The organism is Arsukibacterium indicum (assembly GCF_019100565.1).
In the GTDB taxonomy this organism is placed as follows: domain Bacteria; phylum Pseudomonadota; class Gammaproteobacteria; order Enterobacterales; family Alteromonadaceae; genus Alishewanella; species Alishewanella indicum.
Genome location: NZ_JAHRID010000001.1, coordinates 735,476 through 747,034, shown reverse-complemented (window position 1 = coordinate 747,034; position 11,559 = coordinate 735,476). Strand labels below are relative to the sequence as shown.

Genomic DNA, 11,559 nt, shown 5'->3' with positions numbered 1-11,559 from the left:
TTTTTATTGGTGGATTATGAGCACATATATCGGCACTAAATTAATCAACGCAGTAGCAATGACCCGGCTGGCATATAACGAATTGCGCGGCTGGAAGCTGCCGGAAGATGAAAATGGCGATGATGCTGGCTACCTGGTTGAGTACCTTGATGGCGGTAAGCCAAACACAGAGCACTATGCTGGTTATGTTAGCTGGTCGCCTGCTGAACAGTTTGAAAAGGCTTATATCCCGATTGGTGATGTAAGCGAACAGCCTGCGCATATGGTTCGCGTTGCTGGTGAGCGGGCAGAGTTGGCTGACAGACTCAATAAGCTCAATAACTTCATTGGTGGTGATGCTTTTACATCGCTTTCATTTGATCAGCAAAGCCTGCTTCGCAAGCAATCTGATGCAATGCAGACTTACCTGGCCATTCTGAATAGCCGGCTGGGAGCTAATCAATGAACGATAACCAGATTGAGCAAGAAATTCAGGATAAGGGCTTAACTGCTCCGCGCATTACTCCTGCCGATTTAGAAGCGAACATTGCCAGCGAGCATTATTTCACTGCTGCACAAGGTGACGCGAAAAGCCTTGAAGATGCCGCCTTTGCGACTGGCGCTTTAAATTGCTGCGCATCCAGGGCGGTACCAGAAGCTTTAAAACTTCTTACTTTCTGCGTGCTGGTCTTACGCAACGGCTTCACTGTTACCGGCGAAAGCGCCTGCGCTTCACCAGAAAACTTTGACGCTGAACTGGGCCGCAAGATAGCCCGGCAGAATGCCATTGCCAAAGTGTGGCCGCTTATGGGCTACTAACTGCGCAGCAAGTTGGCTAATCAGTAATTGAAAAACGTAGCCGCCAAACTGTCAGCTATGGGCCTTGCGGCCGCACTGGCATTAACTGGCGGCACGATTGCAGTACATGAGGGCTATGTGCCTGGTACGTATTACGACCCGGTAGGCATCCTGACGGCTTGCTTTGGTCACGTCAGTCCGACACTTCGGCCAGGCCAGAAAATGTCAGACGATGAATGTCTGAGACTACTGGCTGATGATCTGGTTAAGCACAACGACCAGCTGCTTGCTGCTGTGCGGGTGCCGCTGTCAGAGCAAGAGCATGCAGCTTATCTATCATTCCACTACAACGTGGGCAGTGGTAACTTCCGCAGTAGCACCTTACTGCGCCATCTTAACGCCGGGTTCAGGGTTGAAGCCTGCAACGAATTATCACGCTGGGTATTTGCAAAAGGCATTAAGTTGCCCGGCTTGATAACACGCCGCGCCAATGAGCGCGATCTATGTCTACAGGGAGCAATCCATGTTCAAAAGTAAAATCTTACTCGCAATAGGCGCAGCCTTAATGGTTGCGTTTTCGGTAATGGCGGTGCAGTTGCATAGCGCCAAGACTGATACCGAACTACTTACTGCACAGGTAACCGGCTTGCATGCTGTCGTTGCCACAAAGCAGGCCGAGGTTACTAGCCTGGCTGGTGCGGTTGAAACCGCCAACGCCACAACCAAGCAACTGCTGGCTGAGCGTGAGTTGGTGGCCGCAGTACGTGCAAAGGCTGCAGAGAATGAGGCTCGATTACGAACCGAGCTGCATCAGCTAAATGCCAAAGTCGATGAACTGAGGGTATCGAGCAATGATCATGTTAAAGAATGGGCTAATACTCTTGTGCCTGCTGATGCTGTGCGCTTGCTCAAGTATGCAACCCAAAGTCGAAACCCGGACGGTGACGGTAACCGAAGTGGTTTACCTGAGCCCACCGGCAGACTTACTGCGCAGCTGTCTGCCAACCACCGCTTTTAAAGTCGCTACAAACGCTGACGGTATCGATTACAGCAACTGGCTCGAGTCGTTACTGCAGCGTTGTAATAGTCAGATTAACTTAATTGAACAATGGGCCAGCGGAATCAGCGAGGGCCAGAACAATGAACCACCAGATAAGTAAGGCAGTTATGGACAAGACAACATCAATAATTAGCTATGCAACTCAGGGCACTATTGGCCTGGGCGGTTTACTTTCATCTGAATGGATCATGGTTTATGTCGCAGCGTTCTTTGCTGCCCTCACGTTTTGTATTAACTGGTGGTATCAGCACCGCAAAGAGCTGCGTGAAGAAATCCACCGTCAGGCGTTAGCAAGGCTTGATGCTGAGTTCAGAGCAGCACAGAACGAGAGGGAGCACGAACACCACGTTGCCCGCATGGAGCGAATAAGGCTGGAGCATGTTGAGCCCTACAGCCCGCCAGATGATGCGAGTGGCGATTAATGGCAGAACTTAAGCCATACGATAACTGGACAGATAAAGAAAAGCTGTTCGTACACGAATACCTGGTTGATCAGAATAAGACTGCAGCCGCTATTCGTGCAGGATATAGCGCAAAGAGTGCCAAAGACCAAGGCTGCAAACTATCGCAAAAGCCCCACATTAAGGCATGGATAGATGAGCGCATAGTTGATAAGTGCGAAGAGTTAGATATCACGGTTGAGCGGGTACTGAAAGAAGTCGCCAAGATGGCGTTTATGGATCCGCGCAAGTTCTTTAATGCTGATGGCTCGCTTAAGGATATTACACAGCTGGACGATGACAGCGCAGCTTGCCTTGGTGGTTTGGATATCACCACCCGCACTGATGAAAATGGCATTGACCATAAGCTTACAAAGGTAAAACTGACCAGCAAGAAAGATAACCTTGAGTTGCTGGGTAAGCATCTGAAGATGTGGACTGACAAGGTTGAGGTTAGCGAGGTTCCGCTGGTTGAAATCGACCGTACCGGCAAAAAGACACGGGACGACGAGTAGAGTGTGTCAATCAAATACAGCTTTCGTTTCTCACCTCAGGGGCAGGTACTCCAGGACTACATAGAGTCACGCGAAGAAGTTTGCATGATTATGGGGCCACTTGGCTCCGGTAAGACAACCGGTTCTGTTCAGCGCGTCTTTGACCAGATGTGTGAGCAGGAGCCGGACAAGTTTGGCGTCAGGGCTAGCAGATGGGTTGCCGTGCGCAACACCTACAACCAGCTGTTCAGCTCGACGATTAAAGACTGGTGCGAGTTACTGCACAACGAAAAGGTACGGCTTGGAAAGTTTGTTAAGAGCCCGCTACCAACACACTACTTGCATTTCAGGTTGCCTGATGGCACAACCGTTAAATCTGAAATGATGTTCATCGCTCTGGATAGGCCAGACGATGCGAACAAAATGCGCGGTACGCAGATCACCGGCTTCTGGCTCAACGAAGTTAAAGAGCTAAGCAAAGAAGTAATCGATATGTGTGACGGCCGGCATGGTCGTTACCCGGATAACTGTAGCTGGTCGGGTATGATAGGCGACACCAACGCGCCAGATACTGACCATTGGTACTATCAATTTGCTGAGGAACTAAAGCCAAAAGGCTGGAAGTTCTTCAGGCAGCCTGGTGGCGTGATCAGGAAGAAGCTGCCAGGCGGTGGCCATGAATGGGTGGAAAACCCGAACGCAGAGAACCTGCACAACCTGAGAAAGCGTTACTACATCAGGCAGGTGCCGTCTAAAAAAGATTCGTGGATCAAGGTCAACTTAGCGAACGAATACGGCAGTGTCAGTACCGGCAAGCCGATATATGAAGAAAACTGGGATGATGTAAAGCACGTTTCAAAATACCCACTGGCCGCTATACCGAGCTTTGGCCGGTTGATGCTGGGCTTTGACTTTGGCCGAACGCCGGCTTGCATCATTGGCCAGCTGATGCCAAACGGCAAGCTGCGGGTAGTTAAAGAGCTTATCGCTACCGGGATGGGTATTCGCAAGTTCATGGATGAAATTGTGATGCCATCCTTGAAAAAGGATTTTAAGAAGTTTCCGATTAAAGACATTGAGGCTTACGGCGATCCATCAGGTACTGCCAAGAGCGGCAATGATGAGAACAGCCCGCTTGGCATTCTCAATGATGAGTACAACTTAACTGCATACCCAACAGCAACCAATACCCCGCTAAGGCGGTGGGAAAGTGTTGGCTGGTTCCTTGATAACGACATAGACGGACACCCGGCTTTCGAGCTTGGTGCGGATTGTCATGTGCTGAAAAAAGGATTTAACGGCGGTTATCAGTTCAGGCGGCTCAATGTCAGTGGTGAGAAGTATTCAGAGGCCGCTGACAAGAACAGTTACAGCCACCCGCATGATGCGCTGCAGTATCTCTGCCAGGGCGCCCAGGGCGAGATTAATTACAGCTGGCGAGATCAGCACATCGATGCGTCAGCTTACAAACAAACAGTCGTTGCAGACTCCGTAACAGGATATTAAACCGAATGAAAGTGACAGTTGAACCAAAAGACTACGGCCACACCTATGACAGCGACAGCAAGCTGGATATGTTGGCTGTTGATTTGGAACACAAACTTGCAGAGGTTATGACGGACCGCGGCTGCATTGACAACCAGATGGTGCAGGACTTACGCAACTATCATGGCCAGTATTCGCCGGAAGAAGAAACTGCGCTTAAGGAAGCGAAGCGGGCCCGGCCTTTTATCAATTTGACCCGGGCTAAGACCAATGCTGCCGAGGCGCAGTTAGTCGACCTGCTATTCCCCAATGATGATAAGAACTGGGGCATTGACCCTACACCAGTGCCAGAGCTTTCAACCCAGCTAGATGATGAAACCCCGGCTGTTATTGATGGCGAGCAGTACGAAGATGATGAGGGTAACCCGATTACTCAAGGCCAGTTGGCTGCGCGTGAACTGGAAATAATCAAAGAACGCTGCGGTAAAATGGAAGATGAGATTGAAGATCAGCTTGTCGAATGCCAGTACAATGCAGTTGCACGTATGGCCATCCATGACGGCTGCGTAACCGGCACCGGCATTCTGAAAGGCCCGGTCGTTATTGGTAAGCAGGATAAGGCATTCACCAAACAAGGTGATGCCTGGGTAATGACCCTGAAAGACAGTGTTACACCAGCCGTTGAAGTGGTGCGCCCTTGGGATTTCTACCCGGATATGTCAGCCAGTTGCATTGAAGAAGCTGAATTTGTGTTTGAACGCCGGCACATGAGTAAGGCGCAAGTGCGCGATCTGGTATCACGCCGCGGCTTTAGTGAAGAACAGATTAAGAAAGTGTTGCGCATGACACCACAAGGCACGCAGCATACCAGCAGCTACATGGATGATGTGCGTACCATGGCCGGCTTATCTGACACGTTGAACGATACCCGCTATGAAACGTGGGAATATCACGGCCCGATTAAGTTCCAGGTGTTGCTGGATCTGGAAGCCGTTGACCTGCCAAAAGACGAAGAAGAAAAAGCCGCTTACCTCGAAAAGATGGCCGATGAAGAAGTGATCGGCATGGTGTTCTACTGTGGCGGCATTGTGCTTGGCGCAAAGCTGCACATGATGCGCTATGAGGGTTACTTACCTTACCGGGTATGGAACTGGGAGCCGGACGATAGCTGCATCTTTGGCTTTGGCTTGCCCCGCATTGTTCGTGATACGCAGCGGGTGGTTAACAGCACCTGGCGCATGATCCTCGATAATGGCGCCATTACCGCTGGCCCGCAGATTGTTTATAACCCGAAATATATCCGGCCTGCAGATAACGACTCTGTTATCACGCCGTTCAAGCAATGGCACGTAGTTAAAGAGACTGATGATATTCGCAAGGTGTTTAACGCCGTTGAGTTCAACAGCCATCTGCCAGAGCTGCAGGCGATTTACGAAATGTCACGGGTAATGATGGACGAAGTATCAGGCCTGCCAATGCTGAACCAAGGCGAGCAGGGCCAGGCTTCACCAACGCTGGGCGGCATGTCTATGCTGATGAATGCGGCCAATGCTGTACGCCGCCGTCAGGTTAAGGCATGGGATGATGATGTTACCAGCCCGATGATTAAAGATTTCTACGCATGGAATATGGAATACGGCCAGGACGAAGATATTAAAGGCGATTACCAGGTAGATGCCCGCGGTACCAGTTCGCTGTTAGTGCGCGAGACTCAGGCAGTCGCGCTTACCAATTACCTGCAGATGGCCGGCAGTAACCCGGTGTTCGCGCCCGTTATCCAGATTAAAGCCATTAACAACCTGCGCCAGTGGGTGAAGCTGCAAGGCTTGCCGGCTGACTTGGTGCCGACTGATGAAGAATTACAGCAGTATCAGAAACAGCAGGCAGAGCAGGAGCAGCCACAAGACCCAGCCATTATGGTTGAGCAGCTGCGCCAGCAACAGCTGCAGGCTAAGCAGGAATTTGACCGCGAAATGTTTGAGCGTAAAGCCCAGCAGGACGCACAGGAGGCCGAAGCTAACCGGCAGATGAAACTGCAGCAAATGCAATCTGAATTAATGACCTCTGCAAGCAAAGAGCGCATTGAACTGATGAAGCTGGAACAGAACGGCAAGCTGGGTAACGAAAAGCTGATCACTGAACTGCGCAAAGTGCAGATGAATATCGAGAAAGAACAAACCCAATTCATCGCTGAACTGCAGCTGAAAAAGAATACCGGCAACTACCGGGCTAATGATGGGTTAGCACAATGAGCCACCCGCATAGCTACACCTGGTCAGTCGTTGCTGAACTACTTAAGAAAGAGCGCCAGGATAATATCGACCTCCTTATTCAGAAAGAGGATCACGGCGTCAGGTCCGTTATTAAGTTTATCGATGAAGTGCTTGATCGCTTCCCGCATGAACTGGCCAAAAAAGAGTAACCCCGCTCGGTGCATAGCACGGACCGGAAACCAGAACCCACGCATTGCCGTGGGTTTTTTTATGACTGCGATTTAATCGCACTCAATCAGAGAGAAACCCATGAGCATTGATAACGAAACCCACAACATCGACGGCAACGAAGATGATGCGGTCAGCTTGTTTAATCAGTTAACCGATAGCGAGGACTCCGAACAGGACTCCGAGCGGGATGATAAACAGCTGGATCAAGAGCAGGACGACACTGGCACGGATGATGACGAAGAACAGGACGAGCAGGACGAGGAAAAGCCGGACGCCGACCCTTGGGCCTCAGCACCTGAACCACTTCGCCAACAGTATCACCAGCTCCAACAAAGTCACCAAAAGCTTGAATCAGATCACCGGGCCAATGCAGGCAGAGTTGCAGCGTTAAATCGCAAGACTGAGGAACTGCAAAAGGCACTCGCTGAACGTGAAAAGCAAAACGGTGGCGAAAAACAAGACGGCGTTCCGAGTGCTGACGACCTTAAAGGCAAATCGTTTGCCGAGGTTGAGCAGGAGTTTCCGGAGATTGCCGACTTTCTGCGTCACCACGTAGAGCAAGTTAAAAGCGAGTTTACCAAGCAGCTGACGCCATTGCAGGAAAGCTACCAGCAGCAGCAGGAGCGCATGCAAGAGCAGCAGCAGCTTGAGGCTAAACAACAGGAATACGGGCGCTTACAGCAAGCTCACCCGGATTTTATGGATATTGTTGCGGATCCCGAGTTTTCGAACTGGGTGAAGAAACAACCTGCACAGTTACAGGCCATCGCGGCCAGTGACAACGCTGATGATGCAGCCTATGTGCTAACGCAATTCAAGCGCGACAAGGGCGTAACCAAGCCTCAGTCAGCGCGAAATAACCTGTCAGACCACGTTACGACCCCGCGCAAAGGCACGGGGCGAGCGTCTGCGTCTGCCATTACCGATGACACTGATCCAGTCGAACTATTTAACCGCTTGAGTGCAAGTGAAAGGAGTTAGCTATGTCTAACAAATATGGTGATATATCAGTCGCTGCTGGCGTAAAAGCCGAAATGACTGCGTTAAAACATGCCGCACCTATCCTGGTGTGGAATAAATTCGGCAAGCATGCCGGTATGGGTAAGAACGAGTCTGATACGCTGAAATTCCGGCGCATCATTCCATTGCCACTGGCAACTACCCCAATGACTGAGGGCGTTACCCCAACCGGTACCGACTTCCGTTATGAAAACGTTTCATCTGTGCTGAAACAGTACGGTGATTTCATGCCATCAACTGACGTGCTGTTAGATTTGCACGATAACCCAGTTGGCAAAGACATGCTGATCGCAGCGTCTGAGCAGGCAGCGCAAACCATCGAGCAGGTTACCTACGGTAAAGTTATCGCCGGTACCAGCGTAATTTTTGCAAACGGCGCCAGCCGTGCTGCTGTAAATACCTTTTTAACGAAAGGCTTGCAGCAGAAAGTTACCCGGACGTTGCACCGCAACAAGGGTAAGAAAATGCGCAGCATGCTGTCAGGCTCAACCATGATTGGCACCTCGCCAATTGAAGCGGCCTACATTGCAATTTGTCATACCGACTGCGCGCCATCCATTCGTAAGATGGAAGGCTTTGTACCGGTTGCCAAGTACGGTTCACGCCAGGCGCTGTGTGATGAAGAACTGGGCTCGGTTGATGATGTTCGTTACATCTGTACGCCATGGGCTCTGCCATTCGCTGATGCTGGTGGCGCAAAAGGTACTACTGGTGCAGCGGACGAAGCAATGTCAACTACTGGCACTGCTGCTGACGTTTACCCGGTTATTTACCTGGCAGAAGAAGCTTACGGCTTAGTAGCACTTAAGGGTACCAAAGCTTACGGTGGCGCGATTAAGCCTACCGTGGTTAACCCTAAGCCTACGCAGAGCGACCCGTTAGGCCAGCGTGGTTCAGTGGGTTGGAAGTGTTACTTCGATGCGCTGATCCTGAACGACTTATGGATGGTTCGTGCCGAAGTGGCCGCACCGCAAAACCCTTAAGCAGTAATCGTTAACCCCTTAAGGGCTGCACTTAGCAGCCCTTTTTTTATTCAGGAATCAGAACATGAATACTGTTAACTCAACAGCAAGCAAGGCCACTCTAAAAGAGTTTGCGCAGGAAAACTTTGGCGTTGTTCTGCCAGATGAAATGACGCAAAAAGACATGTATGCCGAAGTAAAAGTGCTGATGGAAAAAGCGGGTGTTAAAAGCACGCTGAAACCTAAAGGCAATGAGAGCGATGATGACATTGACGCTGATGGCGGAAATGAAGAAAACACCGGTGACAAAGGTGATCAGGAGTCGACCGAAGAAAAAGCCGCTGCCGCTGCAACTAAAGAGCCTGTTGCTTACACCATTGAAATTCAAAAGCCGCATGACACTAAGTTTGACGAATACGTGTGTTGTGTAAATACCCGTAACTTCCAGGTGCGCTTTAACGAACTGGTGCGCGTTAAACCAGAAGTCGTTGAGTCACTGCGCTTAGCAGTAAATGAAATCCCCGCTTATAAAAATCCGGATGGCAAAGTCGAGCCAGCACGCAAGCAGGCCCGCTTTATTTGGGCTATTCACCAGAAGCACTATAGCTAAGCGGTGGGCTGATCATGACTTTACTAGAGTTGTGCAACCGGGTGCGCCAGGAGTCTGGCGTGTCGGGCCCTGAAATTATCAGTGTATCTGGCCAGCAAGGGATGATTGCCAAAATTGTTGCATGGGTTAAGCAGGCAGACACTGACATTGTGGGTATGCGGCCTGACTGGAATTTTCTCTGGCGCACTGCGGATGCCACTCTGGTAACTGATCAGCAAAACTATTCTGTTGCTGACTTAAGCCTGTTCAATATGGATAAAATGCTGTCGTTCCAGATTGGCACGCGCCTGCTAAAAGAAGTTAGTTGGGAGCAGTTTAAGTATTACGGCTACAACACCGATGGCAAAAAAGGGATGCCCCAGGGCTTTACCTATCGGCCTGATGGTGTCATCGCGTTTTACCCGACGCCAGATCAAGCGTATGTCGGCACAGTTGAGTTTTCAGCCATTGTTGAGCCGCTGCTACTGAATAACGATGAGTCGCTGATCCCGGTTAAACACCGTGATGTTATCGTGCAAAAAGCACTGATGTACTACTCAAGTCACGAAGAAGATAACTCGCTTTATAGTGTGGCAAGCCAGCGCTATGAAGAATATTTGACCCGGCTGGCAGTCGACTGCACAAAGCCGATTGTATTCCCGCACGGCAATGGCGGGCTCTACTAATATGGCCAGCAACACTAACCCGATTGTCATACCGCTTGCGGGCGGGCTGAATGTGGCGGTATCAGATCAGATGATGCCACCTGGCGAATGCACTGAACTGCTGAACTACGAGATAACTACTACTGGGCGCTATCAGCGCATGCAGGGTTATGAGCGCTTTGATGGCCAAGACTCGCCGGCAGAGGTTGCTGTAATCGACCTGCCTGGCTTCCCATTCGATACGATTGAGGAAACCATAGCGGCAGTAAGGGCTGCGCAGGAAGCGCGCAGAGCGCTTATTACAGCCGTTCCTGGCAGTGGCCCTGTGCTTGGCGTGTTTATGTTTGCCGGTATTAAGTATGCGTTTCGCAATACTGTGGATGGCACTGGCGCAAAGCTTTACCGGGCAACGGCAATTGGCTGGGTTGAAGTGGTTACGCCGGCACTTAGCCCGGGTGGCCGTTATCAGGTTATTGAAACCAACTTTTCTGGTGCAGCGGATGAGCAGGAGATTATTGGCGTAGATGGTCGCAACCCGGCATTCCGGTTTGATGGCACGACCTTTACGCAGATAACCGGGCCGATAACGCCGGATCAGCCCACTTACTGCGAGGCGCTGGCCAGTAACAAGCTGCTGCTATCGTATCGTGGTGGCAGCCTGGTGTACTCGCAAGTGGGTGACCCTGCTGGCTGGGATGGTGCACTGGGCGCTGGGGAAATTGCAGTTGGCCAGGAGATAGTTGGCATTGAAGCGCAGGCTGATGATGCCACTGCCATACATTGCCGCAACCGCACTTACATGCTTTACGGGCGCAGTGAGGTTGATTTTCAGCTTAAAGAGATATCGCGCAATTCAGGTGCTATTCCCTGGTCCATTCAGAACATGGGGCAGTCACTTTATTTAGATGACCGTGGCCTTACCCGGCTGGACCGGGTGCAGTCGTTTGGTAACTTTGAGTCATCCACCTTAAGCCAAAAGATCCAGCCGATTTTAACCAGCCGATTGCAGTCTGTTGCCGCCAGCTGTTTGGTGCGAACCAAAAACCAGTACCGGCTTTTCTTTACTGATAGCACCGGCATCACCATGACAATGTACGGTGGTGAAGTAATGGGCTTTAGCGAGTTCCGTTTGGGCTTCGTTCCCAGCTGCTTATTCTCTGGTGAAGATACAGCCGGGCGTGAGCTGGTGTTTGCCGGTGGCGTTGATGGCTTTGTCTATCAGCTTGATAAAGGCAACAATCAGGATGGCGCAGCGTACACCAGTCGCTTTCAAACCAGCTTTATGAGTATGGGCCGACCGGAAGATAAAAAGCGCTGGCGCAAGCTGGTGATTGAATGCGATAGCGTGACCCGGGTGTTTGGTCAGTTCCGCTGCTTTTATGACTATGCGGATCCGAACATTCCCATGGCCGATATTATTGTGGGCTCTGGCAGCAAGTGGGATTTATCCGACTGGGACGATGCTACGTGGGATGGTTCAAGCACATCATGGACCGACCAATACATTGACGGCGTAAGCCGTAACATTGCCATTCAGATGGCAAGTGAATCCGATTACTACCCGCCGCACATTGTTTCCCAACTGTTCTTACATGCGAGCCCACGCGGGCGCAGGAGATAGAT

At 50.9% G+C, this 11,559-nt stretch carries 15 protein-coding genes; all 15 read left to right on the top strand.

From position 1 onward, the window contains the following. The first annotated feature begins 16 nt into the window (after positions 1-16). The 15 genes from KQY15_RS03565 (at position 17) to KQY15_RS03500 (ending at position 11,557) form a co-directional block, all read left to right on the top strand. Positions 17-445, top strand: a complete 429-nt coding sequence (locus KQY15_RS03565) for a crAss001_48 related protein (protein ID WP_217667248.1) — start codon at positions 17-19, stop codon at positions 443-445. Beyond that, positions 442-798, top strand: a complete 357-nt coding sequence (locus KQY15_RS03560; protein WP_217667246.1) for a Gp49 family protein — start codon at positions 442-444, stop codon at positions 796-798. Before KQY15_RS03565 ends, KQY15_RS03560 begins: the two co-directional genes overlap by 4 nt. Positions 799-825: 27 nt before the next feature. Further along, positions 826-1,314: a lysozyme gene (locus KQY15_RS03555; protein WP_217667244.1), complete on the top strand. Its 489-nt coding sequence runs from the start codon at positions 826-828 to the stop codon at positions 1,312-1,314. Beyond that, entirely contained in the window at positions 1,301-1,795 is a 495-nt protein-coding gene (locus KQY15_RS03550) for a hypothetical protein (protein WP_217667242.1), read from the top strand. Before KQY15_RS03555 ends, KQY15_RS03550 begins: the two co-directional genes overlap by 14 nt. Beyond that, positions 1,692-1,937: an Rz1-like lysis system protein LysC gene (gene lysC, locus KQY15_RS19325; protein WP_443627105.1), complete on the top strand. Its 246-nt coding sequence runs from the start codon at positions 1,692-1,694 to the stop codon at positions 1,935-1,937. The genes KQY15_RS03550 and lysC overlap by 104 nt, the downstream gene beginning before the upstream one ends. Positions 1,938-1,944: 7 nt before the next feature. Further along, positions 1,945-2,259 (top strand): phage holin family protein, encoded by a 315-nt coding sequence (locus KQY15_RS03545; RefSeq protein WP_217667240.1) that lies wholly within the window; start codon positions 1,945-1,947, stop codon positions 2,257-2,259. Next, the gene (locus tag KQY15_RS03540) at positions 2,259-2,792 is read left to right on the top strand and encodes a terminase small subunit (protein WP_217667238.1); all 534 of its coding nucleotides are present in this window, start codon (positions 2,259-2,261) and stop codon (positions 2,790-2,792) included. The genes KQY15_RS03545 and KQY15_RS03540 overlap by 1 nt, the downstream gene beginning before the upstream one ends. Before the next feature lie 84 nt (positions 2,793-2,876). Beyond that, positions 2,877-4,277, top strand: coding sequence for a hypothetical protein (locus KQY15_RS03535; protein WP_217667236.1), 1,401 nt, complete (start codon positions 2,877-2,879; stop codon positions 4,275-4,277). Between the two features lie 5 nt (positions 4,278-4,282). Continuing rightward, positions 4,283-6,508 (top strand): hypothetical protein, encoded by a 2,226-nt coding sequence (locus tag KQY15_RS03530; RefSeq protein WP_217667234.1) that lies wholly within the window; start codon positions 4,283-4,285, stop codon positions 6,506-6,508. Further along, positions 6,505-6,678 carry a hypothetical protein gene (locus tag KQY15_RS03525; RefSeq protein ID WP_217667232.1) on the top strand — a complete coding sequence of 58 codons (174 nt, stop codon included), beginning with the start codon at positions 6,505-6,507 and terminating at the stop codon, positions 6,676-6,678. Before KQY15_RS03530 ends, KQY15_RS03525 begins: the two co-directional genes overlap by 4 nt. 100 nt (positions 6,679-6,778) lie before the next feature. After that, positions 6,779-7,681 carry a hypothetical protein gene (locus KQY15_RS03520; protein ID WP_217667231.1) on the top strand — a complete coding sequence of 301 codons (903 nt, stop codon included), beginning with the start codon at positions 6,779-6,781 and terminating at the stop codon, positions 7,679-7,681. A 2-nt stretch (positions 7,682-7,683) separates the two neighbouring features. Next, entirely contained in the window at positions 7,684-8,703 is a 1,020-nt protein-coding gene (locus KQY15_RS03515; RefSeq protein ID WP_217667229.1) for a N4-gp56 family major capsid protein, read from the top strand. Between the two features lie 64 nt (positions 8,704-8,767). Further along, positions 8,768-9,292, top strand: coding sequence for a hypothetical protein (locus tag KQY15_RS03510; RefSeq protein WP_217667227.1), 525 nt, complete (start codon positions 8,768-8,770; stop codon positions 9,290-9,292). Between the two features lie 14 nt (positions 9,293-9,306). After that, positions 9,307-9,957: a phage adaptor protein gene (locus KQY15_RS03505; RefSeq protein ID WP_217667225.1), complete on the top strand. Its 651-nt coding sequence runs from the start codon at positions 9,307-9,309 to the stop codon at positions 9,955-9,957. A gap of 1 nt (position 9,958) precedes the next feature. Beyond that, entirely contained in the window at positions 9,959-11,557 is a 1,599-nt protein-coding gene (locus KQY15_RS03500; RefSeq protein WP_217667223.1) for a hypothetical protein, read from the top strand. The last annotated feature ends 2 nt before the right edge of the window (positions 11,558-11,559 follow it).

What these genes read in the sequence shown, in the direction of transcription:
- KQY15_RS03565 (WP_217667248.1), top strand. Translation starts at nt 17, where the DNA reads ATGAGCACATATATCGGCACTAAATTAATCAACGCAGTAGCAATGACC.
- KQY15_RS03560 (WP_217667246.1), top strand. Translation starts at nt 442, where the DNA reads ATGAACGATAACCAGATTGAGCAAGAAATTCAGGATAAGGGCTTAACT.
- KQY15_RS03550 (WP_217667242.1), top strand. Translation starts at nt 1,301, where the DNA reads ATGTTCAAAAGTAAAATCTTACTCGCAATAGGCGCAGCCTTAATGGTT.
- lysC (WP_443627105.1), top strand. Translation starts at nt 1,692, where the DNA reads ATGCAACCCAAAGTCGAAACCCGGACGGTGACGGTAACCGAAGTGGTT.
- KQY15_RS03545 (WP_217667240.1), top strand. Translation starts at nt 1,945, where the DNA reads ATGGACAAGACAACATCAATAATTAGCTATGCAACTCAGGGCACTATT.
- KQY15_RS03540 (WP_217667238.1), top strand. Translation starts at nt 2,259, where the DNA reads ATGGCAGAACTTAAGCCATACGATAACTGGACAGATAAAGAAAAGCTG.
- KQY15_RS03535 (WP_217667236.1), top strand. Translation starts at nt 2,877, where the DNA reads ATGATTATGGGGCCACTTGGCTCCGGTAAGACAACCGGTTCTGTTCAG.
- KQY15_RS03530 (WP_217667234.1), top strand. Translation starts at nt 4,283, where the DNA reads ATGAAAGTGACAGTTGAACCAAAAGACTACGGCCACACCTATGACAGC.
- KQY15_RS03525 (WP_217667232.1), top strand. Translation starts at nt 6,505, where the DNA reads ATGAGCCACCCGCATAGCTACACCTGGTCAGTCGTTGCTGAACTACTT.
- KQY15_RS03520 (WP_217667231.1), top strand. Translation starts at nt 6,779, where the DNA reads ATGAGCATTGATAACGAAACCCACAACATCGACGGCAACGAAGATGAT.
- KQY15_RS03515 (WP_217667229.1), top strand. Translation starts at nt 7,684, where the DNA reads ATGTCTAACAAATATGGTGATATATCAGTCGCTGCTGGCGTAAAAGCC.
- KQY15_RS03510 (WP_217667227.1), top strand. Translation starts at nt 8,768, where the DNA reads ATGAATACTGTTAACTCAACAGCAAGCAAGGCCACTCTAAAAGAGTTT.
- KQY15_RS03505 (WP_217667225.1), top strand. Translation starts at nt 9,307, where the DNA reads ATGACTTTACTAGAGTTGTGCAACCGGGTGCGCCAGGAGTCTGGCGTG.
- KQY15_RS03500 (WP_217667223.1), top strand. Translation starts at nt 9,959, where the DNA reads ATGGCCAGCAACACTAACCCGATTGTCATACCGCTTGCGGGCGGGCTG.